The organism is Microbacterium aurantiacum (assembly GCF_002872075.1).
GTDB classification, from domain to species: Bacteria; Actinomycetota; Actinomycetes; order Actinomycetales; family Microbacteriaceae; genus Microbacterium; species Microbacterium aurantiacum_A.
Genome location: NZ_PGGU01000025.1, coordinates 48,285 through 73,584, shown reverse-complemented (window position 1 = coordinate 73,584; position 25,300 = coordinate 48,285). Strand labels below are relative to the sequence as shown.

Below are 25,300 nucleotides of genomic sequence, written 5' to 3'. Positions count from 1 at the left end.
GGAGAAATCGTCAGAGACCCGTCCAGCGACCGATCGGCCACACGATGGCGGCGGCTCGACCGACGATCTGGCCACGTTCCGCCCAGCGCCAGCACTCGGAGGAGGGTACGTCAGCGCCACGGCAGGCGATGGCGGAATCGCTCGATCGGGAACGGTGGTCACCGAGCACGAGGTACGAGTCCGGTGGCACCGTCACCTCGTCGAAGCAACGGCTCGATGCCGGCGTCGATGAGCAGTTCAGGGTGCCGTCGAAGGGGAAGTCCTCGAAGACGTAGGGCTCGTCGATCGGTTCGCCGTCGACGATGAGAGAACCGTCGTCGGTGCAGCAGCGCACGGTCTGCCCAGGACCTGCGACGATGCGCTTGATGAGAGTGTGCGGCCCGGACGGTCCGAAGCCGGTGACTTCGCCCACCCAGCGAAGAACCGCTTTGAGAGGTCCGTCGTCTGCCGCCGACGTGGAACCCCAGCTCTCATCGGCATCGAAGACGACCACATCGCCCGGCGCAGGATCCGCGCCGAGGTAGGCGAGGCGGTTCACCAGCACACGATCACCCGGCCGCAGGGTCTCCTCCATCGAACCGGAGGGAACGAGGTACGGCTTCGCCACGAACGAGAGCACGAGGCCCGCCACGACGAACGCCAGCAGCAGGTGGAACCACACGCTGCCGGTGATCCGGCGGCGCAGTGAGATCGGCTCATCAGCGCTCACGGGGGCTCCAGATCTGAGAGGACGGCGGTGTCAGCCACACTACCGCCAGCGACCACAGGCGGGCATGTCGGCGGTACATGGGGAAGCGGGCCGCTGTAGTACCTTTGTCAAATGCCTCTGGGGGGCATCGATCGACCGGAACAGAGGACGGCTCAATGGATCTGCGCCACTATTTGCGCGTTTTTCGCGCGCATTGGCTGGGAATGCTCGTGCTCGTGGTTGCGGCCGTCGCGGTCGCCTTCGGCTGGACCCTTCTCCAGCCGCGGGTGTACACCGCCGACGCGACGGCGATCGTGCAGGCCACCGCAGCATCCGATGATGTCGGCGCGAAACTCGTGGGCAATCAGCTCGCGGCATCCAGCGTGAAGACCTACATGAACCTCGGCTCGTCCCGTTCTGTCGCCGATCGGGTCATCGAGGACCTGGGGTTGGAGACGACGCCCGAACGGCTGGCATCGCAGGTCACCGTGACCAACCCGCTCGACACGTACTCGCTCAAGGTGACGGCGACCGCGTCGTCGCCCGAGGAAGCCCGCGACATCGCCGAATCCTGGGTGCGCGGCATGGCCGCCGAGGTGAACGTGCTCGAGACGGCCGACGAGGAGAAGCCGGGACTCGTCTACCTCGCCGCGATCGACTCCGCCCGCCTGCCGACCTCGCCCTCATCGCCCAACACGCGGCTCGCCCTCGCGATCGGAGGCCTGATCGGACTTGCCGTCGCGTTCGGATACGCGATGCTGCGATACACGCTCGATCGCCGCATCCGCTCGGTCGACGGCGTCGAGAAGGAACTGGGCGTCGCCGTGGTCGGCACGCTCCCGGAGGAGAAGTCGTTCACCGCAGAGAACCGGCTCATTCCTCAGGACGGCGGCACATCGGTGAACAGCAGTGCCTCGCACCTGTTCGCCATCGCCGAGTCGATGCGAGAGCTGCGCACGAACATCCAGTTCATGGACGTCGACAACCCTCCGCGTGTCATCGTCGTCACCAGCCCGTTGCCCGGTGACGGCAAGTCGACCACCGCGTCCAACCTCGCGATCACCCTCGCCTCCAGCGGGGAACGCGTCATCCTCATCGACGGCGACCTCCGTCGCCCGATGATCGGCAAGATCTTCGGCCTCGTCGACTCCGTCGGTCTCTCCGAGGTGCTCTCAGGGCGCGCGGAGATCGCGCAGGTCGCCCAGCGCATCCCCGGTCGTGACAACCTGATCGTCGTCGCGGCGGGGAAGCTGCCCCCGAACCCGAGTGAGGTGCTCGGCTCGGCGAAGATGCACGAACTGCTGCTCTCGCTCACCCGTGAGGCCATCGTGATCATCGACGCCCCGCCGCTCATCCCCGTGACCGACGCCGCCGTGCTCACGCAGCACGCGGACGGCGCCATCGTGGTGGCGACCGTCGGAAAGACCACCTTCGAGGTGCTCGGAAAAGCACTCGGCAACCTCGAGCGCGCCAACGCGCGAGCGCTCGGAATCGTCCTGAACAGGGTGCCCCGACGTGGCACCGGAGCCGCGTACTACGGATACCAGTACCACGGCGACTACTACCGCGCCGACTCCGATCCGGACGACTCCGAGGTCGTGGAGGCCGAAGGCGGCCCGCGGCGCCGGGGCGCCGCGATCGCGTGAGGCTGCGCTCGTGAAGAAGGCGGTCGTCGCGCTCGCCGCCATGGGTGCCGTCGTGCGCATCGAGTTCGGCGCCGATGTTGCCGACGAGGTCATCGAGCGCGCTCGCCGTGCATGGTCCGGCGCTGCCATCGTGCCGGCACCTGAAGCCTTGGACAGCGACCTCCGCATCGAGGTCGACCAGATCCCGGACATCGAGCGATTCCTCGAGCGGCTGTCCACCGATGTGACGCTCGAGGCCCTCGCTCATGGCCGAGGCAACCTGATGATGCTGCATGCAGCTGGCGTCGCGCTCGACGACGGCAGGGTCATCGCCTTCGTCGGCCCCTCCGGCCGGGGCAAGACGACCCTCAGCCGCGTGCTGGCGAGTGTGCACGGCTACGTCTCGGACGAGACGATCGCCTTCGATCGCGACCTGCGGGTGCTGCCGTACCGCAAACCCCTGTCGGTGGTGCGCAAGGGAGCGCCGAAGGATCAGGTGGCCCCGGCGGATGCCGGAATGCGAGACCTGCCGGACACGGAGCTGACGCTTGCCGCGATCGTCCTCCTCGACCGCGACCCCTCGGTCGTCGAGCCCGAGATCGAGCACCTCCATTTCATCGACGCGGTCCCCCTGCTGGTCGAGCAGACGAGTTACCTGGCCGAGCTCGACGGCACCGTCGCCGCCCTCGCCGAACTCTGCGAGCGCGCCGGCGGCGTCCGCCGTCTGCGCTACTCCGAGGCTGCGGACGTGCCGGCGGTGATCCAGTCTCTGCTGGCGGCAGAACCCGCCCCGGAGCCGTGGGAACGAACCCGGGTCGCTGTGAAGGATGCCGAGGGTCAGTCGTCGTGGGCGGATGCCGTCGACTACGGAGACACCCTCGTCGTGCTCTCCGATCGCACGCTTCGCGTGCTGACCGGGATAGCGCCCACAGTGCTCCGCGCGGCGAGAGAGTCCGACGACCTCGGGTCGATCGTGAACGCGGTGATCGAGCACCACGGGACTCCGCCGAGCGGTGATCCCGAGGAGATGGTCGTCACGGCGATCCAGGAGCTCGTCGAGGCCGGGCTCATTCGTCGCCCCTGACGCCGGCGCTCCAGCATACGGAGGTTCGCCTGCGTCAGCCGTGCCCCGCCCGCAGCGCGCTGGGCGGAGGAAGATGCTCCGCCCCGAGCGCACGCCGCAGCTGCAGCGCGCTCGTGAAACCGGAGTGCCGCGCGATCTCGTCGATGCTGAGGGTGTCGTAGTGCGGGTTGCGCAGCAGCGACTCCGCCAACTCGACGCGCATGCGACGCAGCGCGATCACCGGAGTGGTCATCTCCCGCGCGAAGGCGCGCTGCAGCTGCCGCGCGGATACGTGCAGGTCCTGGCTGAGTTGCGCAGCGGTGAATCCTGCATCCTCGCGCCGCGCCATCATCACTGACCGCGCGCGCTCGATGAGCGGTGCCGCGGCCACCGTGAGGTGGTCGGAGGAGTGTCGTTCCAGAAGGGCGCCGAAGGCCATCTCGACGAGCAATCGCTCGATCGCGTAGCGGGCGACACCCGATGAGTCCTTGGCGGCGCCGGAGAGCGACGTCGCGAAGGCGCTGATGGCAGTGAGGAAGGGCGAGTTCGGGAGCGCCGACGGCACCGGCGCCAGGGTGTTCGCGAATTCAGAGACGGCATCCGGCGGCAGCCAGACGGCGATCAGATCAGCCGGTTCGCTCCACACGATCGTGGCCGAGCCCACCGGCGGCAGGAAGAGCGCCCTCGTCGGCGCGCCGTCTCCCGCCGATACGGTGTGCCCCTCGGCGGCGATGACCAAAGCGGCGAATGCGGCGGAGCCTTCAGGGGGCGCCCACGTCCACTCACCCGGAAGCGGGCGCATCCGGCTCACGCACACCGACCGGAACACACGACTGGAGACCAGCCCGCTGCGATGGGCATCCTGGCCCAGGTGCGTCTGAAGGAGGTGAGAGGCGTTCAGGGATGCCATTTCGGGGGAGGTTCTCAGGGGCGGGACGATCCGCGGGGGAGGCGGAGCGGTCGATTGTCATCGCCAGAGTACAACCACGGGGACGCGGCTCACGCCTTCCTCGCCCCTGGAGGCGCGAACGGCAGGCGGCGTCAGGCGAGCGCGAGCCGGACGACGCGTTCGACCTGGGTGAGAGCGGGAAACAGCTCTCTCGCGGCCTGCTGGTATATCTCGGAATCGCGGCGGTACGGATCGATCACGTCGTCCATCGAGGATGCGCCACCCGACAGCCCGCGTCGATGCGAGATGGCGGTGACCGCCGCGCCGAGCCGGGCCCGGGGAGTGCTCCCGGCATCCGCGGCACGCCGCACGTCATCGTCGGACACCGTCTCGGCCAGCCGTGCGAATTCGCGCACGGGGAACACCCGGTGCAGACGGCTCGGCGTGAGCTGCACGGCGAAGCTGCGATGCTCGCGGGTCATCGTGAGCACGAGATCCGCCTCGATCAGCATCCGCTCGTTGAGGAGCCGCCCTCGGTGCCGCAACGCATCATTCGCGAGGGCGCCCCCGGCAACAGCCAGCTCACCGGCCTGCGCCGTCATCTCGTGGCCGACCAGCGCGTGGGTGCCGGCGCTCGCGACAGTGATGTCGAGCTCGGCCAGCGAGGCACGGAGCATGACCTCGGCGAGCGGAGACCGGCAGATGTTGCCGGTGCAGACGGTCAGGAGCGACGGCGTGCCGTCGCTGTCATGCTCGTCCTCGGGGGCGGGGTCGAACAACGACGAGAGCGGGGATCGAGTCGCCGGCTCGGCATCGGGTGCCGCACTTGCCAGCGATCTTCTTCGCTCACGACGCGTCATCCCCAGCCGCGCCGCCTCGCGATCAGAAGCGTGCATAGGCTCAGCCTAGGACTTCTCGGCCGAACCCGCCGATACGATGTATTCCGTGACCACCGTCGACCCGACTCTGCCGCTGTCCCCGTACCGGGAGATCGGGCGAGCGGAGTGGGCACGGCTCGCGGCGGACATCGATCAGCCGTTGTCCGAGACCGAGGTGATCGAGATCCGCGGCATCGGCGACCGGCTCTCGCTCGACGAGGTGCGCGAGGTGTATCTGCCGCTCAGCCGGCTGCTCAGCCTCTACGCCACCTCCACGAAGCGGCTCGGAGCCGCGACCAGTGCGTTCCTGCAGGAGGAGGACGCCACGACTCCGTTCGTCGTGGCCGTCGCCGGATCCGTGGCGGTGGGCAAATCCACGATCGCCCGTCTGCTGCGTGAGCTGATGAGCCGCTGGCCGGGCACTCCTCGCGTCGAACTCGTCACCACAGACGGGTTCCTCTATCCGAACGCGGAGCTGGAGCGGCGCGGACTCATGGAGCGAAAAGGCTTCCCCGAGTCGTACGACCGCCGTGCGCTGATCCAGTTCCTCACCGAGGTCAAGAGCGGTGCCCCGGAGGTGCGCGCGCCCTTCTACTCGCACATGCGCTACGACATCGTTCCGGATGCGCACGTGGTCGTGCGCCGCCCCGATGTCGTCATCGTCGAAGGGCTCAACGTGCTCTCGCCGCCGCCGGCGCCGAACGATGTGGCGGTGAGCGACCTCTTCGACTTCTCGATCTACGTCGATGCCGACACGTCGCACATCGAGAAGTGGTACGTCGACCGCTTCCTGGCTCTGAGGCAGGGCGCGTTCAGCAACCCGTCCTCGTACTTCAACGTCTTCGCGCACCTCACCGACGACGAGGCGATCACGACGGCGCTCGGATACTGGAACGAGATCAACATGCCGAACCTCGTCGAGAACGTGCTCCCGACGAAGCACCGGGCCCGGCTCGTGCTGAACAAGGGCGCCGATCACGACGTCGAGAGCGTGCTTCTCCGCAAGCTCTGATCCTGCGGAATACGGGCCGCCGTCTCGGCATCCAAGTTCGTTCAGAACCCTCGCAAAAAGTCGCGTTTACTCTTGAACCCATGTGTGGAATCGTCGGATACGTGGGCCCGCGCCCCAGCCAGGACATCCTTCTCGCCGGCCTCGCCCGCCTGGAGTACCGCGGATATGACTCCGCGGGTGTCGCCATCATCGACGGCGACGGCTCGCTCGGCATGCGCAAGAAGGCCGGCAAGCTGAGCATGCTCCGCGACTCGCTCACCGAAGCGCCCCTCGGTGACGGCACGACGGGCATCGGCCACACCCGCTGGGCGACCCATGGCGGCCCCACCGACGTCAACGCGCACCCGCACCTCGCCGACGACGACAAGCTCGCCGTCATCCACAACGGCATCATCGAGAACTTCTCGGCGCTCCGCGGCGAGCTGCTCGCCGATGGCGTCGTCTTCCGCAGCGAGACCGACACCGAGGTCGCCGCGGCCCTCCTCGGACGTGAATACGCGTCGAACGGCGGAGACCTCGAGCTCTCGTTCCGCAACGTCGTGAACCGCCTCGAAGGCGCGTTCACGCTGCTCGCGATGCACCAGGACAAGCCGGGGCTGGTTGTCGGGGCCCGCCGCAACTCCCCGCTGGTGATCGGCCTCGGCGAGGGGGAGAACTTCCTCGGCTCCGACGTCGCCGCATTCGTCGAGCACACCCGCAAGGCCCTCGCGATCGGTCAGGACCAGATCGTGTCGATCACCCCCTCGCAGGTCAGCGTCACGGACTTCGACGGCAATCCGGTCGAGGCGGAGCCGTTCGACGTGTCGTGGGATGCGGGCGCCGCCGAGAAAGGCGGATGGTCCTCGTTCATGGCGAAAGAGGTCGCCGAGCAGCCGGAGGCCGTGGCGAACACGATCCGCGGACGCATCCAGGGCGACCAGGTCATCATCCCGGAGCTCGACGGACTCGACGAGCTCTTCATCGGCATCAACCGCGTGATCATCACCGCCTGCGGGACAGCCTCCTACGCCGCCCTGGTCGGCAAGTACGCGATCGAGCAGTGGGCACGTGTCGCGGTCGACGTCGAGCTCGCCCACGAGTTCCGCTACCGCGACCCGGTGATCGGCGCCGACACCCTCGTCGTCTCGATCAGCCAGTCCGGCGAGACCATGGACACGCTGATGGCCGTGAAGTACGCGCGAGAGCGCGGCGCCCGCACCCTCTCGGTGTGCAACACCCAGGGCGCGACGATTCCTCGTGAATCGGATGCCGTCGTCTACACCCACGCCGGCCCCGAGGTCGCCGTTGCATCCACCAAGGCCTTCTCCGCACAGATCACCGCGCTGCTGCTGCTCGGCCTGCACATGGGTCGCGTCCGCGGCACCGTCGCGGACGCATCGGCGGACGTCGCCGAGCTCCTCGCACTCCCGGACAAGATCGCGCGCGTGCTGGAGCAGGAGCAGGACCACGTCGAGCAGCTCGCCCAGTGGATGGCCGACACGCGTTCGGTGCTGTTCCTCGGCCGCCACGTGGGCTTCCCGATCGCGCTCGAGGGCGCGCTCAAGCTCAAGGAGATCTCGTACATCCACGCCGAGGGCTTCGCCGCCGGCGAGCTCAAGCACGGACCGATCGCGCTCATCGAACCGGGTCAGCCCGTGTTCGTGCTGGTGCCCTCGCCCCGTCATTCGGCGCTGATCCACTCGAAGGTCGTCTCGAACATCCAGGAGATCCGCGCCCGCGGTGCCCGCGTGATCGTGATCGCCGAAGAGGGCGACGCCGCCGTGCTGCCGTTCGCCGACGAGGTCATCCACATCCCGCTCGCCGGGGCCATGTTCGAGCCGCTGCTCGCGGTCGTGCCGCTCCAGGTCTTCGCCATGGCGCTGGCCACGGCCAAGGGTCTCGACGTCGACCAGCCGCGCAACCTCGCGAAGTCCGTCACGGTCGAGTAGGCCGGCATCGGTCCCGTCCTGCGGTACACCTGTCGGCCGACAGTACACCTGTCTGTCAGGACCGGCTGTTTCGGCTGACACTTGTACTTTCGGCAGACGGGTGTACCCAGGTAGGTGCGCCGCGTGGCGTGGGCCGGGTGGGCTTGCCGTACCGCGTATGCCGGGTAGAGCGTGAGGATCAGGCCCGCGCGCGGGCGAGGGCTGGCAGGATCGCCGCCACCACCGTCGGCCAGTCGTGGACGATCATCGCGTAGTCGAAGCGCAGTGTCTCGAATCCGCGGGCGGATGCCGCGGCATCCCTCATCAGGTCGCGATGACGCTTCGTCGGATTGTCGTGGTTCTCCTTCCCGTCGGCCTCGAGGATGACCCGGCCGCCGACGACGAAATCCACCCGGCCGACGCCTTCGATCTCGACCTGGCAGTCGAGACGGATGCCGAGCAGATGCAGGCGCAGGCGCAGCAGCGACTCCAGGCCGCTCGCGGAGTCGTGCCGGGCCAGATCCAGCAGCCAACCGGCGGACTGGGGTAGTTCACGTCGGATGCGAGCGCGATCGTATGCTCCGATCAGACGCTTGTTCCACGCGGACTCATACGCCGCGAAGAACGTCTCCGCGGTGAGGCAGCGGTAAGCATGGATGAGGGCTGCGGCGACCGGGGCGATGCCCAGTCCAGCACGCCCGGGACTGTAGTGAACGGCGCACGCGCAGCCTTCGTGCGGATGCTGGCGGCCGGCGCCTCCCATCCAGACGTGGGCCACGCCCCTATCGTTCTCGCCTGGTGGCAGCATCCACACGCCATGTGCGCGCAGTGCGGAAGTGCACGTGAGCGCACCACCGTGCGTCGCGGCAGCGACGACTTCGGCGTCGGCGGTAGGCAATGCGAACGTGCCCTGACGGATGCGAATGATGCTTCCGGTGCGTGCCGCCGTGGCAATCGCCTTGCGGGAGCATCCGAACTTCTGCAGCTGTGTGCCGCGTGCGATGCCGCCGAGGCGGCCGAGGAGGTCTGCGGGGCTGAACATCCTCCGAGAGTGCACCGTGCGCCCGGTCGTTTGGGGCCTTCCGTGGCGTTTGTGGAGAGTTCCACTGATTCTGAATATGTGCAGGAAGAGTCGGCGCGGGTGGCTCGGCGCACTTGTCTGCTCAGATCACAGGCGTCTGCTGATGTCGGCGATCTCGGCAGACGGGTGGGATCTGAGCAGACGGATGTACCGGGGGCGGATGCAGGGAGGCCAGACGGCGCGAATGCCGGAACGGGCGGCTGACGACGAGTCCGTTCCGGAAGATGGCGCGGGTAGGCTGAACGGGTGATCATCGGGACCGGCATCGACCTCGTCGACATCCCGCGTTTCGAGCGGACTCTCGAGCGGACGCCGAAACTCCTGCAACGACTGTTTGCACCGAGTGAGCGCAGCTTGCGGGTGTCTTCGCTCGCGGCCAGGTACGCCGCCAAGGAAGCCCTCATCAAAGCGCTCGGCGGTTCCGACGGTGTGCACTGGTCCGAGATCGAGATCGCATCCGAAGCATCCGGCAAACCGCACTTCGTGCTCAGCGGCACGACGGCGGAGGTCGTGGTCGCGCGCGGCATCCTCACCCTTCACCTCACCATGTCGCACGACGCCGGCCTCGCGACCGCGTTCGTCGTGGCAGAAGGAGAGCCCCTGTGACCGTGCCGTTCCGGGAGGCGACGATCGATCTCGATGCGATCGCCGACAACACCCGCCACTTCCGCCGGCTCACCGGTGTCGAGGTCATCGCGGTCGTCAAGGCGAACGCCTACGGGCATGGGGCTGCGGTTGCGGCCGTCGCTGCACTCGCGGGGGGTGCCACCAGGATCGGCGTCGCCGAGATCGCCGAAGCGCTGGAGCTGCGCCGGCAGGGAGTGCACGCGCCCATCCTCGCGTGGTTGCACGCCCCCGGGGAGCGGTTCGAGCAGGCCGCGGCCGAAGGCATCGAGGTGGGCATCTCGTCGTTCGACCAGCTGGAGGCGGCTGCGGCCGCCGCGCACGTCGACCGGCCGGTCGCCGTGCACCTCAAACTCGAGACCGGACTGTCCCGCAACGGGATCGCTCCCGCCGACTGGGGGCGCGTGCTCGCCGAGGCGGCGCGACTGGAGCGGATCGGCCGGCTGCGTATCGCAGGACTTTTCAGCCACCTCTCCAACACCTCGCTCGACGACGATCAGAGGGCACTGGCGAAGTTCGAGCAGGGGGCGGTTGCGGCTGCGTCCTTCGGCATCCGCCCGGAGATCCGGCATATCGCCGCGACCACCGCCGCCATCGATCGGCCGGAGATGCGGCTCGACGCCGTCCGGGTCGGCATCGGTCTCTACGGCCTCTCGCCGTTCGAGGACCGCACCTCGGCCGAGCTGGGACTCCGTCCGGCGATGACGCTGCGCGGTGCCGTCGCCGCCGTGCGCCGGGTGCCGGCCGGAACCGGCGTCTCCTATGGCTACGCGCACCGCACGGCCCGCGATACGACGCTCGCGCTGATCCCGCTCGGCTATGCCGACGGCATCCCTCGTCAGGCGTCGGGGAAGGCGCACGTGTCGATCGCCGGTCGCCGCTTCCCGAACGTGGGCCGCATCGCGATGGACCAGTTCGTCGTCGACGTCGGCGACACCGCCATCTCCGTCGGAGACGAAGTGGTGCTGTTCGGAGACCCGACGCTCGGTGTGCCGTCTGCCGCCGAATGGGCGGATGCCGCGGGCACCATCAACTACGAGATCGTCACCCGCATCGGTCCACGAGTGCCGCGGCGGACGTCATGAGCATCGATCCGGCTTTCCTCGGTCGAAGGACGGTCACCACCGCGGAGGCGATGGAGCAGCTCGGGTTCCGCATCGGCGAGCAGCTGCAGGCCGGTGACCTGCTGATCCTCACAGGTCCGCTCGGGGCCGGCAAGACGACGTTCACCCGGGGTCTCGCCGAAGGCCTCGGCGTGAGGGGGCCGGTGCAGAGCCCGACCTTCGTGATCGCGCGCACGCATCCGTCACTGGTCGGCCGGGCACCGCTCGTGCACGTCGACGCGTACCGGCTGGGTTCGGCATCCGAGCTCGACGATCTCGACCTCGACGTCGAGCGGTCCGTCGTCGTGATCGAATGGGGGCGCGGCATGGCGGAGGAACTCGCCGACGCCTGGTGGGACATCGAACTCGAGCGACCGGTCGGCGGCGGCGACGCTCTCGCCGACGAGGACCTCGACGCCGATGCCCCGCGGGTCATCACGATCACGCGCGTCGAGCGCTGAGGCGCCGGGTCTCGGCCGCGACCCGTTCACAACTCCGGAAGAACGGCCCGGAATCGTCCGTTCCGGACCATGATGACGTTCACATGTCGCAGATCTCCGGAGTTATGAACGCCGACTACCCTGGAAGGGTGATCCTCGCCGTCGACACCTCCCTGGGCACGGCCGTCGCGCTCATCGATGCAGACGGCCGTTCGCGCGCGGATGCCGCGACCGTCGACCCGCTCGGACACGCCGAGGTCATCGGCGATCTGCTCCAGCGCGTCCTCGACGGGGCGGGCGCCGGTGAGATCAGCCATGTCGTCGCAGGCATGGGGCCGGGGCCGTTCACGGGGCTGCGCATCGGCATCGCCGCCGCCCGTGCGTTCGCGCTGGGCCGCGCGATCCCGGTCGTCCCCGTGCCGAGTCACTTCGCGGCGGCACTCACCGCCATCGAGACGGATGCCGTGACCGGCGCGTTCGCGATCGTCACGGATGCGCGTCGACGAGAGGTCGCGATCACCGTTTTCGACGGGGTCGACGGCGACGGCATCCCATCCATCGTGGCCGACACGTTCCTGGTCCCTCGCGTCGACGCCGACACCCATCTCGACGGCATCCGCCGCATCGATGTCGACTCGCTCTCCGCGGTGGATCTCGCCCGGGTCGGAGCCAGGGCGAATGCCGCGGGCCGCACGCTCGCCGGGGCGGAGCCGCTGTACCTGCGCGCGCCCGACGTCTCGCTTCCCGGTGCTCCGAAGCGGGTCGGATCATGACACTCCGCCCGGCGGGCCCCGACGATCTGGACGCCATCATGGGCATCGAGACGCGCTCGTTCCCCAGTGACGCGTGGAGCACCGAGACCATGGGCGCAGAGCTTGCCAGCCCGCACAGTGTCTACCTCGTCGACGTGATCGACGGCGGCATCATCGGCTACGGCGGAATCCGTGCGCTGCCGGGCGGGACGGATGCCGACATCCAGACCATCGCCTACGACGCCGGGCACCGTGGCAACGGGCGCGGCCGAGCCCTGCTGCGCGCGCTGCTCGTCGAGGCGAAGGCGCGCGGCGCGAGGGAGATGTTCCTCGAGGTGAGGGCGGACAACCCCGCCGCGGAGGGCCTCTACCGGTCGGAGGGGTTCGATGAGGTCGGACGCCGCCCGCACTACTATCAGCCCGACGACGTCGACGCGATCGTGATGAGGCTCGACCTCCGGGGCTGGAGCCTCGAGCGCACGTCGCCCGCATCGAAGGAGATCGCACACGATGAAGGAGATCCCGCCGGGATGGCCCCTTCAGATCGAGCGGAATCCTTCGTACCGCGAGAGGCGGATGCCGTGAAGGAGACCCGCGCATGAGCGCACCGCTGGTGCTGGGCATCGAGACGAGCTGCGACGAGACCGGAATCGGCATCGTACGCGGCCGGACCCTGCTGTCGAACACGATCGCCTCGAGCATGGACGAGCACGCCCGCTACGGCGGCGTCGTGCCCGAGGTCGCTGCTCGCGCACACCTCGAGGCGCTGCAGCCCTCGATCGAGAAGGCGCTGAGCGAGGCAGGCGTGGGGCTCGAAGACCTCGATGCCGTCGCGGTCACCAGCGGCCCCGGGCTCGCGGGCGCGCTCATGGTCGGCGTCGGCGCTGCGAAGGGCCTCGCGGTGTCGCTCGGCAAGCCGCTGTACGCGGTGAATCATCTCGTCGGGCACATCGCCGCCGACATCCTCACCGCGGATTCCGAGCCGCTCGAGTATCCGACGATCGCGCTCCTCGTCTCCGGCGGGCACACGTCGCTCCTGCACGTGCGCGATCTCACGAGCGATGTCGAGCTGCTCGGCGAGACGATGGACGACGCCGCGGGGGAGGCCTTCGACAAGGTGGCACGGCTGCTGTCGCTGCCCTACCCCGGCGGACCGGAGATCGACCGCGCCGCGCTGGACGGCGACCCGGCGGCGATCAGGTTCCCGCGGGGGCTGTCGCGCGCGTCGGACATGGCGAAGCACCGCTACGACTTCTCGTTCTCCGGCTTGAAGACCGCCGTGGCGCGATGGGTCGAACGCTGCGAGGCGGACGGCGTCGAGGTTCCGGTGGCCGATGTCGCAGCGAGTTTCCGCGAGGCGGTCGTCGACGTGCTCGTGACAAAGGCGCTCGCCGCCTGCGCGGACCTCGGGGTGCCGCGGCTGCTGCTCGGCGGTGGGGTCATCGCGAACCGCCGCCTTCGCGAGGTCGCGGTGGAACGTGCCGAGGCCGCAGGGGTGACCGTCCGGATCCCACCGCTGTCGCTGTGCACCGACAACGGCGCGATGATCGCGGCGCTCGCCGCCGAGCTGATCTCCTCGGGCCGGCGGCCATCGACACTGGCCTTCGGCGCCGATTCGACGCTGCCCGTCACCGAGATCCAGGTGGCCGAGAGCGCAGTACCCGAGGACGGTGATCCCGCATGAGCATCCCTCGCGCCGCAGGTGCTGACGGCCCTGATGCCTCGACGCACGCCGACCCCGGTGATGCGCTGATCGATCCGCCGCACACGAGCGTCGAAGGCCCGAGCGGGGAGGTCGAGCGGCCGGTCGGAACGGCGCGGATCCCCGGTGCGCCCCAGGACGGCTACAGCAGGCTGCCCACCGGTCCGCTCGGCGTCGCGCCGGTGGTCGCGAGCGGACCCGATCCGGACGCCGTCGGAGCGCCGACCGCCGAGTGGGAGCCGGCGACCGCCGCCGACGCGGAGCTCGAAGACACCCGCCTGGCGCCCTGGGCGCTGCTCGCCGCGATCGTCGCCCTCGGAACCTCGTTCTTCGTCGGATGGGGCATTCCCGTCGCCATCGTCGCGGTGATCGCGTCGATCATGTCGCTGCGCCGCCCCGTCGAGAACCGGTCCATCGCACGATGGGCGCTCGTGCTCGGCCTCTGCGCGACCGTCTACAGCCTCGGGTGGCTGGTCTGGGCGGGCATGCAGTTCGAGAGACTCGGATAGCGGATGCTCAGCGCCGACGAGCTCCGGGAACTCCGCTCGCTGCAGGCGCGCGCCTACGGGCGCGACAGCGGCATATCGGATGCGGATGCTCGGCGGCTGCGAGAGCTCGAGCAGCAGCGGATGACGACGTCGAGCGTGGATCAGGGCCCTTCCCCTCTCCTCGCCCGCTCGACGGACACCGATGACGACGATCTTGTGACCCGGATCCCGGAGGAAGTGCGCTCTCCCCGGCGCATCCAGGAGCAGTACCCCGACGAGGCAGCAGCGCACCCTGAATCGGATGCCCCCATTGACGCTGAAATCCCGACGACGGACGATGCATCAATCCGCGGAGTGCTACGTCGCCTGTGGCGTCCGCTGGCCGCGGCATCCGCTGTTCTTCTCGTCTTCGGGCTGGCTGCCGGCTGGGCGATCTTCGGGCAGCGAACGAACGGCATCGCACTGACCGACGAACAGGTGCAGCGCCGGCTGGAGCTCTACGAGCAGGGCAAGTACGACGAGGGCTCACTGCGCGCGGTCGGGCAGAAGAACGATGCGCTGGTCTGGTACGCGACGCGGAGCGACGGCGAATTCGTCTGCATCATCCTCGACGTCGGTGATCAGTCGGCGAACAGCTGTCAGGTCGAGAAGGCGGTGCGAGAGGGCACCATCTCGACCAATGTCATGAGTGCGGCCGCCGACCCCGATACCGGGGAGGAGTCGCATGTGGGCGCGTTCCTTCTGTACTCCACGACGGGTGAGCCGGTCGCAGCGATCCAGCAGTGGACGGCCTCACCCGATGAGACCTGGCTCGATCAGTTCGAGGCAGAGGAACGGGACCGGGCGGAGGCGCTCCTCGAGGCGGGCTTCGAGGAGGGGAGCATGTCGATCGTCGGCTACCTCCGGGATGAGGCGGTGTGGGTCGCGACACGACAGGTCGATCAAGGAACGACCGAATCCTGCATGATCGTCGGCGGGGCGGATGACCCTGCCGGGTGCACGAACATGATGAGCGCGTTCGAGGAGGGACTGAGCGCCACCGTCATCGTCGACGGCAGCACCTGGGCGCTCGACGTGCACTACACGAAGTGGCAGACGCCATACCTCACCATCACCGGCGGTGCGGACGAAGAGTTCATCGTCGCACCAGGCGACCGCGTCGAGGTCGGCGGCGAGCACGGCGACCCGATCGAGATCGGGACCGACGCCCCGCAGGGCTGATCCTGCGGGCGCTACGCCGCGTGCACCCGATCGGCGAGGATCGCAAGACGCCGGCTGCCGACGCGGGTGAGGATCAGCGTCGCGGACTCGTCACCGCGCAACGTCAGCTTCTTCCGGAACGCGGCGGGGTCGATGTCCATGCCGCGCTTCTTGATCTCCAGGGTGCCGACGCCGTTCGCCTTGAGCACGGCGCTGATCGCCGCAGGTTTCGCGGGCATCGTCTCACGCACCCGGAAGGACTGGACGAAGGGACTGGTCACGGCGGCATCAGACGTCAGGTAGGCGATGTGCTCGTCGAGCATCCCGGCGCCGAGACTCCGGGCGACGTCGCCGATGAGGCGCGCGCGGATCACGGCGCCGTCCGGTTCGTGGAGGTACGCGCCGAGTTCTCGGACGGGGGCGTCGTCGGCATCCGCACCGGCGGTGAGTTCGTGCGAGCGCTCGCCGCGGATCACCAGTGCCGCTCGGCGGACGCCGTCTCTGGCGAGCACGCCCGTCCACAGCACCAGTTCCACGACGCTGCCGTCAACGCTGACCCACTGCGCCTCGGCATCGGCGGGGAGTGCGTCGCGGTCGTGTCCCGGGCCGAGCTTGATGCCGGTGGGTACTCGCGAGGCCAGCTCGAAAGCCCAGTCCAGCGAGGGCGAGTAGTCGGATGCGGAGACGCGTCGAGTCTCGCTGTGGCCCGAGGTGCGCCGCGCGGGGTCCATCCAGACAGCATCCATGCCGTCGAGTTCGGCGGTCTCAGCGGTGCCGTGCTGCACGCTCGCTTCGCCGGCGAACGGGGCGAGGTTGTACGCCGCGATCGCCGCGGTCACCTCGTCGGCATCGACGGCGTGCACGCGCAGGCCGGCGCCCGCGAAGGCGAGGGCGTCGCCGCCGATCCCGCATCCCAGGTCGGCAACGCTCGTGATGCCGGCGCTGCGCATGCGCTGGGCGTGCCGCGCGGCGACCCCGAGACGCGTCGCCTGTTCGAGGCCGGCGCGGGTGAAGAGCATCCGTCCGGCGAAGTCGCCGAACTTGGGCTTCGCCCGCGCACGCAGGCTCACCTGGGTGACGACAGCGGCGACCAGTTCGGGGGAGTGACCGGCTGCCCGCATCCGCGTGACCGTGCGGGTGACGTCGGACAGCGACTCGAGCGGACCCGTGCCATCGAGAAGCGACAGACCTTCGGCGGTGAGCAGGGTGCGCAGCTCGGACATCTCCACCACGCCAGCCTACGACCGCGACGGCTGGCACTCGCATTGCATGAGTGCCAGAGGAGCGCCTACACTGGGATTAGCACTCTCGGGTTGAGAGTGCGAACAAGTCTTACGTGTCAGCGTCAAGGAAAGAAGAGGTAGACCGTGTCGGTTTCCATCAAGCCGCTCGAGGACCGCATCGTCATCAAGCAGGTCGAGGCCGAGCAGACCACCGCGAGTGGCCTGGTCATCCCCGACACCGCCAAGGAGAAGCCCCAGGAGGGCGAGGTCGTGGCGGTCGGCCCCGGCCGCATCGATGACAACGGCAACCGCGTACCGCTCGACGTCGCCGTCGGCGACCGCGTGCTCTACAGCAAGTACGGCGGCACCGAGGTGAAGTTCGGCGTGGACGAGTACCTCGTGCTCTCCGCCCGCGACGTCCTCGCAGTCGTCGTTCGCTGAGTCAGCGAAGTTCTCGAAGGGCCCGGATGCCTCAGCGTCCGGGCCCTTCTGCGTCCCTCCGCGATTCGCGGCATAGGGTTGTGCGGTGAGCCCAGACCCGTCGACCCGCGAGAGCCGCACCGCTGGGGCCGCGTACGCGGGCGGTGCATACCTCCTGTGGGGCGTGCTGCCGCTCTACTTCCTGTTGCTCGTGCCGACCGGTCCCTGGGAGGTCGTCGCCTGGCGGGTGCTGCTCTCCTTCGTGTTCTGCCTGGTGCTGCTGACGATCACCCGGGGCTGGGGCGCGTTCCGTGCGATCGTGCGACAGCCGAAGCTGCTCGGCTGGACGGCGCTCGCGGGCCTGCTCATCTACGTCAACTGGCAGGTGTTCCTCATCGGGACGCTCAGCGATCGCATCGTCGAGACCAGCCTGGGCTACTTCATCAATCCGATCACCACCGTGCTGCTCGGGGTTTTCGTGCTGCGCGAGCGCATCCGCCGGCTGCAGTGGGCCGCGATCCTCATCGCGGCGGTCGCGGTCGCGGTGATCGTGATCGGCTACGGCGAGTTCCCCTGGATCGCGCTCTCGCTCACGGCCTCGTTCGGCGTCTACGGGCTGATCAAGAAGAAGATCGGGCCGGCGGTGGATGCCGTCAGCGGCCTGACGCTGGAGTCGTTCTGGCTCATCCCCATCGCCGTCGTACAGCTCGTCATCGTCGCGCAGACCCCCGCCGGCATCACGATGGGCGCGAACGGCGGCTGGCATGCGGCGCTGCTCGCGTTCGCCGGAATCGTCACGGCCGTGCCGCTGCTGATGTTCGCCGCGGGAACGCGCCGCGTGGGCCTCACGGTGGTCGGGATGCTGCAGTTCATCACGCCGGTCATGCAGTTCGTGATCGGCGTCGCATTCCTGCACGAGCCCATGCCGCCGGAGCGCTGGGCCGGTTTCATCATCGTGTGGATCGCGATCGCCGTCTTCGTGATCGATCTGACGCTCGCTTCCCGCCGAGGACGACGCACGGATCCCGCCGAACCCGTCTGAACTTCGGGCGCACGGCATCCGGAACTCAGTGCCGGATCGTTAACGCACTGAAACACTTGGGACATCACCGCGCACGCCTCACGCCCTAGGGTTAGAGCACGCGACCGTGGTCACGATCCACGCTCAGTAACGCAAGGGAGCATCATGAACGTATTGAAGGGCTCGCGCACAGCGAAGGTCTTCGCAGGGATCGCGCTGCTCAGCGCATCCGCACTCGTCGTCGCGGGCTGCAGCACGCCGACCGAAACGCCGTCGGAGGGTGGCGACAAGCCGGCCGCCGACCTCACGCTCAAGCTCGGTTCGCTGCTTCCGCAGACCGGTTCGCTGTCGTTCCTGGGCCCGCCCATGGAGTCCGGCTCCGGACTCGCCGTGCAGGAGGTCAACGAGGCCGCGGCAGGCGTGACGATCGAGATGACAGCCGAAGACGAGGGCGACACCGACACCAAGGCGTACGAGACCTCGATCACCAAGCTGCAGAGCGCCGGCGTCGCCGGCATCGTGGGCGCTGCATCGTCGGGCGTCACGAAGCTGATCCTCGACGGCAACGTCGGCGCGGGGATCATCACGATCTCGCCGTCGAACACGTCGCCGGACTTCACCGCATGGGAGGACGACGGGCTCTACTTCCGCACCGCCCCCAGCGACCTGCTGCAGGGCGAGGTGCTCGGCAACCTGATCGCCGAGGACGGCAACAAGAGCATCGGCGTGATCTACCAGAACAACGCCTACGGCACCGGCCTCTTCGACGCGATCAAGACCACGTTCGAGGGCACCGGCGGCGAGGTCGTCGCCGAGGCTTCCTTCAACATCGGCGACGCGCAGTTCGACGCTCAGGTGTCGACGATCATGGCCGCCAACCCCGACGCGATCGCCGTCGTCTCCTACGACGAGTTCAAGACGATCGCACCGCTGCTGGTGAACGCGGGCTTCGACCCGAGCAAGTTCTACCTGGTCGACGGCAACCTGTCCAACACCTACTCGACGGAGCTTCCGGCCGTCGCGCTCGAGGGAGCGAAGGGCACCAAGCCCGGCCCCGCTCTCGAGGACGACTTCACGGACCGTCTGCAGGCGTACTGGACGGGTGAGGGCAACACCGAGGTCGCCGACTTCACGTACGCGGCTGAGGCATACGACGCCGTCGTGCTGATGGCGCTCGCTTCGCTCGCCGCCGGCTCCACCGAGGGCGCGGACATCGCGGCCAAGATGCAGGAGGTCTCGGGCGGTTCGGGCGATGGTGAGAAGTGCAACAGCTTCGCCGACTGCGCCAAGATCATCAACGACGGCGGCGTGGCCGACTACGACGGCTACTCCGGCGACGTCACGTTCGACGAGAACGGCGACCCGAAGGGCGCCGCGATCGGCGTCTTCGAGTACGGTGCCGACAACACCTACTCGCGGATCAACTGATCGATTCCACGACGAAGGCCCCGGATGCTCGCATCCGGGGCCTTCGTCTATTGAGGCTGGGGGCGGTCAGGCGGCGTCGGTGCCCAGGGTACCCAGGTACAGGCCGATGACCTTCGGGTCGTTCAGCAGGTCGCGCCCGGTGCCCTCGTACGCGTCCTTGCCCTGGTCGAGCACGTAGCCGCGGTCGCAGATCTGCAGGCAGCGTCGTGCGTTCTGCTCGACCATGATCGTCGTGACGCCCGCCTTGTTGATGTCGGAGACACGGATGAACGCGTCGTCCTGGCGGACGGGGGAGAGGCCGGCGGACGGCTCATCCAGCAGCAGCACCGACGGGTCCATCATCAGCGCGCGCGACATCGCCACCATCTGGCGCTCACCGCCCGAGAGCGAACCCGCACGCTGCTTGAGCCGCTTGCCGAGCTCGGCGAAGATTCCGCACACGAACTCCAGTCGCTCCGCATAGATCTTGGGGTTCTGATACAGCCCCATCTGCAGGTTCTCCTCGATGGAGAGCGACGGGAAGACGTTGTTCGTCTGCGGGACGAAGGCGACGCCGCGCCGGACGAGCTTGTCGGCCTTCAGTCCGACGATGCTCTCGCCGTTCAGGGTGACGTCGCCGGAGCGGACGTTGACCAGCCCGAACATCGCCTTGAGCAGCGTCGACTTGCCGGCGCCGTTCGGCCCGATGATGCCGATCAGCTCGCCCTGGCGCGCGACGAGGTTCGCCCCGTTGAGGATGTTGACGCCGGGAAGGTATCCGGCGTGCACATCCTTCAGCTCGACGACGACGCGGTCGCTCAGGGGTGTGTCGACGCTCATACGGTGCCCTCCTGCGTGGTGTCCGAGGCGAGTTCCGCTTCGGCTTCGGCCTCGATCTGCTCCCGCAGCCGTTCTGCCTCGGCAGCCTGGATCACGGGGATCCGCCCGGTGACGGCACCGAGATCGACGTCCTGATGCGCGCCCAGATAGGCGTCGACGACCGCGGGATCCTCCATCACCTCGTCCGGTGGGCCTTCGGCGACGATGCGTCCCTCGGCCATCACGACCACCCAGTCCGCGATGTGGCGGACCATGTGCATGTCGTGCTCGACGAACAGCACGGTCATGCCGAGTTCCTTGAGATCGAGGATGTGGTCCAGCAGCGACTGCGTCAGCGCCGGGTTGACGCCGGCCATCGGCTCGTCGAGCATCACCAGACTCGGGTCGCTCATCAGAGCGCGGGCCATCTCGAGGAGCTTGCGCTGGCCACCGGAGAGAGCCGCCGCGAAATCCTGTTCCTTGGCGTCGAGCTTGAACCGCGCGAGCAGTTCGCGCGCCTTCGCCTCGATCTCCTGGTCCTGCTTGCGCCACAGGAACGGGAAAAGGCTCGACCAGAAGCCCTCGCCGCGCTGGTGGGGCGCGCCGAGCTTCATGTTCTCGAGCACCGTCAGGAGCGACAGCGACTTGGTCAGCTGGAACGTGCGCACCTGGCCCATCCTGGCGACCTTGAACGAGGGGACGCCCGACAGGTTCTTGCCGTCGAACGACCACGTGCCGCTGTTCGGCTTGTCGAATCCGCAGAGCAGGTTGAACAGGGTCGTCTTGCCGGCGCCGTTCGGGCCGATCAGCGCGGTGATCGCGCCTCGGGGGATCTCGACGTGGTCGACATCGACCGCCGTCAGGCCGCCGAAGCGGCGCTGCACGGCGTCGGCCACGAGGATCGGGTCGACTTTCGCGACGCCGGGCTTCGCCGGTCCTGCGGCGAGTCCGGTCGTCTTCGGACGGCGGACGCTGCCGGTGGGGGTGGGTTCACTTGACAAAGGTCATCTCCCTCTTGTCTCCGAGGATTCCCTGCGGGCGGAAGATCACGAGCAGCATGAGGGCGATGCCGACGAAGATGTTCACCAGCGTCGCAGCCTGGCTGTCGGACATGGGCAGCAGGTCGGCCTTCGCCATGCTCGGCAGAAGGTTCGCGAGGAAGGCGAAGACGACCCAGAACAGCACGGCGCCGAGCGTCGGCCCGAAGACCGTCGCCGCTCCTCCGAGGAGCAGCACCGTCCACAGGAAGAAGGTCAGGGAGGTCGTGTAGCTGCCCGGCACGACTGCCGAGGGGAGCACGAAGACGATCCCACCGGCGGCGCCGATGATTCCGCCGACGACGAGCGCCTGCATCTTGTACAGGAAGACGTTCTTGCCGAGGGAGCGCACGGCGTCCTCGTCCTCGCGGATGCCCTTCAGGACGCGGCCCCAGGGGCTGCGCATCAGCGACCACACCAGGAGGATCGCGATGGCCAGCAGCACGATCCCGAAGACGCGGTTCCACAGGTCGTTCGCCGTGTACGTCCAGGGTCCGAAGCCGTACGTGCCGACCGGGAAGGGATTCGCGTCGCGGAAGCCGCCGTTGTACTGCGCCAGACCGTCTGCGGAGTTGGTCCACTCGTCGAAGATCTGGGTGGTGAACAGCAGGCGCACGATCTCGCCGGCGGCGATGGTGGCGATGGCCAGGTAGTCGGCGCGCAGGCGCAGGGTCGGGATGCCGAGGAGCACGGCGAACAGCGCGCCGCCGAGAAGGCCCACCAGCATGCCCACCCACCAGGGCAGGCCCAGGCTCAAGACGGAGATCGCATAGCCGTAGCCGCCGATCGCCATGAAGGCCGCCATGCCGAAGTTCAGCAGCCCGGCGTAGCCGAAGTGCATCGCCAGGCCGGTCGCCGCCAGAGCGTAGGCGATCGTCACCGGGCTGAAGAGGTAGACGGCGGTGTTGGAGAAGATGCTTCCGAAGTCCATGATCAGCCCAGCCTTTCCTTGCGCCCGAGGAGGCCCTGCGGCCTGACCAGGAGGATGACGATGAGAACCACCAGGGCGCTGGCGTACTTCAGATCGGACGGGACCCAGAGAGTGGAGACCTCGACGACGATTCCGACGATGAGGGAGCCGAGGAGCGCGCCGAACGCGGTGCCGAGACCGCCGAGGGTGATCGCGGCGAAGATGAGCAGCAGCATCTGCATGCCCATGTCCCACTTCACGCCGGGTCGGAAGTACGCCCACAGGACGCCGGAGATCGCGGCGAGCACACCGGACAGGATCCAGACGTACCGGATGACCTTGTCGACGTCGATGCCGGATGCCGCGGCGAGCTGGGGGTTGTCGGAGATGGCCCTGGTCGCCTTGCCGATCCGGGTGCGTGTCAGGAAGTACGCGACTCCGAGGATCACGGCGATGCTCACTCCCATCGCGATCAGGTCGATGTAGGACAGCGAGATCGGCCCGAACTGGATCGGTTGCGGACTCGCTCCCGGGAGCTGCCGGGTACTGCCGCCGATGAAGTACTGGAAGATGTAGCGCAGCGCGAGCGAGAGGCCGATGCTCACGATCATGAGCTGCACGATGCCGAGTCCTCGATGGCGGAGCGGGCGCCAGATGCCGGCATCCATCCCCCAGCCGAAGAGACCGCCGCCGACGACCGCGGCGACGATGCCGAGCCAGAGGGGGAGATCCCAGAAAGAGGTGAACACCAGGGCGACGAGACCGCCCCAGGTGACCATCTCGGCGTGCGCGAAGTTCGACAGGCGCGTCGTGCCGTAGATGAGCGCGGCGCCCATCGAGGCGAGCGCGAGGAGCAGGCCGAAGTTCAGACCGCCGACCAGCCGCGAGAGCAGCTGATCGATGAAGGAGACGGTGACCCGCTGCCCCTCACCGAGGAAGAGGTTCATGATCTTGGTGCCGGTGAGGCCGAACTCGACTTCGAACGAAGCCGTCGTGCCTGCGATCGGCTGGGTGCCAGGCGGGAGCAGCGCCGCATCGACGATCACGCCGTCCGGAAGCGTGCCCTCGTCGACGGTGAGCGTGTACTTGTCCTTCTCGGGGACGTACAGGCGCCACTTGCCTTCGGCATCCGTCTCGGTCTCACCCTCGAAGCCGCCGCCCTTGATCGTCATGACCACGCCCTCGACGGGCTCGTCGTCGAACGTGACGACTCCGGCGAAGTAGAAGTCCGTGACTTCCTGACCGTCGTCGGTGGTGTCGGCTGACGCGGCCCCCGGTTGCAGCACCAGGATGGCGAAGGCGAGGAGCGTCCCCAGCAGGGCGATTGCCCATCGGTTGCCGCTGCGTTTCGCCGAGATCGTCGGACTCACAGAACCTCCTGTCCAGTACACAGACCAAGACGGGATGTCCATCGGCCTTGATGTACGACGCTATGAGCGTAGTGTGTCGATTCTGTTTCAACCAACGCACGATCTGCGCACGGTTCTGAGCCGCCGGCCGCCCGGCCTCGGCACAGGGAATTTCTGCAGCCCCACGGCGCTTAGAATTGGTACACCGTCGCCACGCTCTCGCCCTGCAGGAGGACCATCCATGGACCAGCCCGATCCCTTCGGCTTCGTCGGATTGACCTACGATGACGTGCTGCTCCTGCCGGGGCACACCGACGTCATCCCCAGCGAGGCCGACACGTCTTCCCGTGTCACCCGCCGCATCTCGGTCGCCACGCCGCTGCTCTCCAGCGCCATGGACACCGTCACCGAGGCCCGGATGGCGATCGCGATGGCACGAGAGGGCGGCATCGGCATCCTGCACCGCAACCTCTCGATCGCCGATCAGGCGTCGCAGGTCGATCGCGTCAAGCGCAGCGAGTCGGGCATGATCACCGACCCGATCACCACCAGCCCCGACGCCACCGTCGAAGAGGTCGACGCGCTCTGCGCCCAGTACCGCATCTCAGGACTCCCCGTCGTCGACGCCGATGGAAGCCTTCTCGGCATCATCACCAACCGCGACATGCGCTTCGTCTCGGGCTTCGAGCGCCAGACCACGTTCGTGAAGGACGTGATGACCTCGGAGAACCTGGTGACCGCCAAGGTCGGCGTCGCCGCGGGCGAGGTCATCTCCCTGTTCGCGAAGCACCGCGTCGAGAAGCTGCCGCTGATCGACGAGAACGGCAAGCTCGCCGGACTCATCACCATCAAGGACTTCGACAAGAGCGAGAAGTATCCCCTCGCCACCAAGGACGACCAGGGCCGGCTGCGTGTCGGAGCGGCGATCGGTTTCTTCGGCGATGCGTGGGAGCGCGCCGAGGCGTTGCGCGACGCCGGTGTCGACGTCCTCGTCGTCGACACCGCGAACGGGCAGTCGCAGGGCGTCATCGATCTCGTGCGCCGGCTGAAGGCCGAGGAGTCCTTCGCCCACATCGACATCATCGGCGGCAACGTCGCGACCCGCGAAGGCGCACAGGCGCTCATCGACGCCGGCGTGGATGCCGTCAAGGTCGGCGTCGGCCCCGGATCCATCTGCACCACCCGAGTCGTCGCCGGCGTGGGCGTGCCTCAGATCACCGCGGTGTACGAGGCCTCGCTCGCGGCACGGCCCGCCGGCATCCCGGTGATCGCCGACGGCGGCCTGCAGTACTCCGGTGACATCGCAAAGGCGCTCGTCGCCGGCGCCGACGCCGTGATGCTCGGCTCGCTCCTCGCGGGAACCGACGAGTCACCGGGTGAGATCGTCTTCCAGTCGGGCAAGCAGTTCAAGCAGTACCGCGGCATGGGGTCCCTCGGCGCGATGCAGACCCGCGGCAAGCAGACCTCCTACTCGAAGGACCGTTACTTCCAGGCCGACGTCCCCAACGACGACAAGCTGATCCCCGAGGGCATCGAGGGTCAGGTGCCCTACCGCGGCCCGCTCGCGGCGGTGGCGTACCAGCTCGTCGGCGGCCTCCGGCAGTCGATGTTCTACGTCGGCGCCCGCACCATCGAGGAGCTCAAGCAGCGCGGCAAGTTCGT

25 protein-coding genes are annotated in these 25,300 nt (G+C 68.2%); 16 read left to right on the top strand and 9 right to left on the bottom strand.

What is annotated here, in order from left to right; all coding sequences use genetic code 11:
- Positions 1–10: 10 nt before the first annotated feature.
- Positions 11–709 (bottom strand): signal peptidase I, encoded by a 699-nt coding sequence (gene lepB / locus CUR96_RS16065; protein WP_102194339.1) that lies wholly within the window; start codon positions 707–709, stop codon positions 11–13.
- Between the two features lie 77 nt (positions 710–786).
- Here lepB and CUR96_RS16060 point away from each other — a divergent pair, with 77 nt between their 5' ends.
- Positions 787–2,334, top strand: a complete 1,548-nt coding sequence (locus CUR96_RS16060; protein ID WP_102194338.1) for a polysaccharide biosynthesis tyrosine autokinase — start codon at positions 787–789, stop codon at positions 2,332–2,334.
- 10 nt (positions 2,335–2,344) lie between these two features.
- Positions 2,345–3,397, top strand: coding sequence for a hypothetical protein (locus CUR96_RS16055; RefSeq protein WP_102194337.1), 1,053 nt, complete (start codon positions 2,345–2,347; stop codon positions 3,395–3,397).
- 34 nt (positions 3,398–3,431) lie between these two features.
- Here CUR96_RS16055 and CUR96_RS16050 read toward each other — a convergent pair whose 3' ends face one another.
- Both CUR96_RS16050 and CUR96_RS16045 read right to left on the bottom strand, forming a co-directional pair.
- Positions 3,432–4,286 (bottom strand): helix-turn-helix domain-containing protein, encoded by an 855-nt coding sequence (locus CUR96_RS16050; RefSeq protein ID WP_102194336.1) that lies wholly within the window; start codon positions 4,284–4,286, stop codon positions 3,432–3,434.
- A gap of 131 nt (positions 4,287–4,417) precedes the next feature.
- Positions 4,418–5,161: a low molecular weight phosphatase family protein gene (locus CUR96_RS16045; RefSeq protein WP_245861377.1), complete on the bottom strand. Its 744-nt coding sequence runs from the start codon at positions 5,159–5,161 to the stop codon at positions 4,418–4,420.
- 40 nt (positions 5,162–5,201) lie between these two features.
- Here CUR96_RS16045 and coaA point away from each other — a divergent pair, with 40 nt between their 5' ends.
- Together coaA and glmS are read left to right on the top strand one after the other, a co-directional pair.
- Positions 5,202–6,155: a type I pantothenate kinase gene (gene coaA / locus CUR96_RS16040; RefSeq protein ID WP_102194335.1), complete on the top strand. Its 954-nt coding sequence runs from the start codon at positions 5,202–5,204 to the stop codon at positions 6,153–6,155.
- An 80-nt stretch (positions 6,156–6,235) separates the two neighbouring features.
- Positions 6,236–8,083, top strand: coding sequence for a glutamine--fructose-6-phosphate transaminase (isomerizing) (glmS, locus tag CUR96_RS16035; RefSeq protein ID WP_102194334.1), 1,848 nt, complete (start codon positions 6,236–6,238; stop codon positions 8,081–8,083).
- 178 nt (positions 8,084–8,261) lie between these two features.
- Here glmS and CUR96_RS16030 read toward each other — a convergent pair whose 3' ends face one another.
- Positions 8,262–9,104, bottom strand: coding sequence for an endonuclease domain-containing protein (locus tag CUR96_RS16030; RefSeq protein ID WP_102194333.1), 843 nt, complete (start codon positions 9,102–9,104; stop codon positions 8,262–8,264).
- 285 nt (positions 9,105–9,389) lie between these two features.
- On the opposite strand from CUR96_RS16030, the gene CUR96_RS16020 reads away from it, so the two are divergent.
- The 8 genes from CUR96_RS16020 to CUR96_RS15985 all read left to right on the top strand — a co-directional run bounded on the left by CUR96_RS16020 (position 9,390) and on the right by CUR96_RS15985 (position 15,473).
- Positions 9,390–9,749, top strand: a complete 360-nt coding sequence (locus CUR96_RS16020; RefSeq protein WP_102194331.1) for a holo-ACP synthase — start codon at positions 9,390–9,392, stop codon at positions 9,747–9,749.
- Positions 9,746–10,852, top strand: coding sequence for an alanine racemase (alr, locus tag CUR96_RS16015; RefSeq protein ID WP_102194330.1), 1,107 nt, complete (start codon positions 9,746–9,748; stop codon positions 10,850–10,852). Before CUR96_RS16020 ends, alr begins: the two co-directional genes overlap by 4 nt.
- On the top strand, positions 10,849–11,331 hold the full coding sequence (tsaE, locus tag CUR96_RS16010; protein ID WP_102194329.1) for a tRNA (adenosine(37)-N6)-threonylcarbamoyltransferase complex ATPase subunit type 1 TsaE: 483 nt from the start codon (positions 10,849–10,851) through the stop codon (positions 11,329–11,331). The genes alr and tsaE overlap by 4 nt, the downstream gene beginning before the upstream one ends.
- A 128-nt stretch (positions 11,332–11,459) precedes the next feature.
- A complete protein-coding gene (gene tsaB, locus CUR96_RS16005) occupies positions 11,460–12,083 on the top strand; it encodes a tRNA (adenosine(37)-N6)-threonylcarbamoyltransferase complex dimerization subunit type 1 TsaB (protein ID WP_102194475.1) in 624 nt (207 codons plus the stop codon).
- Entirely contained in the window at positions 12,080–12,664 is a 585-nt protein-coding gene (gene rimI / locus CUR96_RS16000; RefSeq protein WP_102194328.1) for a ribosomal protein S18-alanine N-acetyltransferase, read from the top strand. The genes tsaB and rimI overlap by 4 nt, the downstream gene beginning before the upstream one ends.
- Positions 12,661–13,746, top strand: a complete 1,086-nt coding sequence (gene tsaD, locus CUR96_RS15995) for a tRNA (adenosine(37)-N6)-threonylcarbamoyltransferase complex transferase subunit TsaD (RefSeq protein ID WP_102194327.1) — start codon at positions 12,661–12,663, stop codon at positions 13,744–13,746. Before rimI ends, tsaD begins: the two co-directional genes overlap by 4 nt.
- A complete protein-coding gene (locus CUR96_RS15990; RefSeq protein WP_245861371.1) occupies positions 13,743–14,273 on the top strand; it encodes a hypothetical protein in 531 nt (176 codons plus the stop codon). Before tsaD ends, CUR96_RS15990 begins: the two co-directional genes overlap by 4 nt.
- Positions 14,274–14,276: 3 nt before the next feature.
- Positions 14,277–15,473, top strand: a complete 1,197-nt coding sequence (locus CUR96_RS15985) for a hypothetical protein (protein WP_102194326.1) — start codon at positions 14,277–14,279, stop codon at positions 15,471–15,473.
- 11 nt (positions 15,474–15,484) lie between these two features.
- Here CUR96_RS15985 and CUR96_RS15980 read toward each other — a convergent pair whose 3' ends face one another.
- The gene (locus CUR96_RS15980; RefSeq protein WP_102194325.1) at positions 15,485–16,681 is read right to left on the bottom strand and encodes a class I SAM-dependent methyltransferase; all 1,197 of its coding nucleotides are present in this window, start codon (positions 16,679–16,681) and stop codon (positions 15,485–15,487) included.
- 138 nt (positions 16,682–16,819) lie between these two features.
- Here CUR96_RS15980 and groES point away from each other — a divergent pair, with 138 nt between their 5' ends.
- The 3 genes from groES to CUR96_RS15965 all read left to right on the top strand — a co-directional run bounded on the left by groES (position 16,820) and on the right by CUR96_RS15965 (position 19,544).
- Entirely contained in the window at positions 16,820–17,116 is a 297-nt protein-coding gene (gene groES / locus CUR96_RS15975; protein WP_102194324.1) for a co-chaperone GroES, read from the top strand.
- Between the two features lie 85 nt (positions 17,117–17,201).
- Positions 17,202–18,137, top strand: coding sequence for an EamA family transporter RarD (gene rarD / locus CUR96_RS15970; RefSeq protein WP_102194323.1), 936 nt, complete (start codon positions 17,202–17,204; stop codon positions 18,135–18,137).
- 144 nt (positions 18,138–18,281) lie between these two features.
- The gene (locus CUR96_RS15965; RefSeq protein ID WP_102194322.1) at positions 18,282–19,544 is read left to right on the top strand and encodes an ABC transporter substrate-binding protein; all 1,263 of its coding nucleotides are present in this window, start codon (positions 18,282–18,284) and stop codon (positions 19,542–19,544) included.
- Between the two features lie 66 nt (positions 19,545–19,610).
- Here CUR96_RS15965 and CUR96_RS15960 read toward each other — a convergent pair whose 3' ends face one another.
- Genes CUR96_RS15960 through CUR96_RS15945 form a run of 4 tightly spaced genes read right to left on the bottom strand, consistent with a single transcriptional unit; the run spans position 19,611 to position 23,659 of the window.
- The gene (locus CUR96_RS15960) at positions 19,611–20,363 is read right to left on the bottom strand and encodes an ABC transporter ATP-binding protein (protein ID WP_102194321.1); all 753 of its coding nucleotides are present in this window, start codon (positions 20,361–20,363) and stop codon (positions 19,611–19,613) included.
- Positions 20,360–21,343, bottom strand: a complete 984-nt coding sequence (locus tag CUR96_RS15955; protein WP_102194320.1) for an ABC transporter ATP-binding protein — start codon at positions 21,341–21,343, stop codon at positions 20,360–20,362. The genes CUR96_RS15960 and CUR96_RS15955 overlap by 4 nt, the downstream gene beginning before the upstream one ends.
- Positions 21,333–22,310, bottom strand: a complete 978-nt coding sequence (locus tag CUR96_RS15950) for a branched-chain amino acid ABC transporter permease (RefSeq protein ID WP_102194319.1) — start codon at positions 22,308–22,310, stop codon at positions 21,333–21,335. Before CUR96_RS15950 ends, CUR96_RS15955 begins: the two co-directional genes overlap by 11 nt.
- 2 nt (positions 22,311–22,312) lie before the next feature.
- On the bottom strand, positions 22,313–23,659 hold the full coding sequence (locus tag CUR96_RS15945; protein ID WP_180969068.1) for a branched-chain amino acid ABC transporter permease: 1,347 nt from the start codon (positions 23,657–23,659) through the stop codon (positions 22,313–22,315).
- Positions 23,660–23,879: 220 nt separating this feature from the next.
- On the opposite strand from CUR96_RS15945, the gene guaB reads away from it, so the two are divergent.
- Positions 23,880–25,300: IMP dehydrogenase (gene guaB / locus CUR96_RS15940; protein ID WP_102194472.1), on the top strand; the 1,421-nt coding region annotated here is incomplete at its 3' end.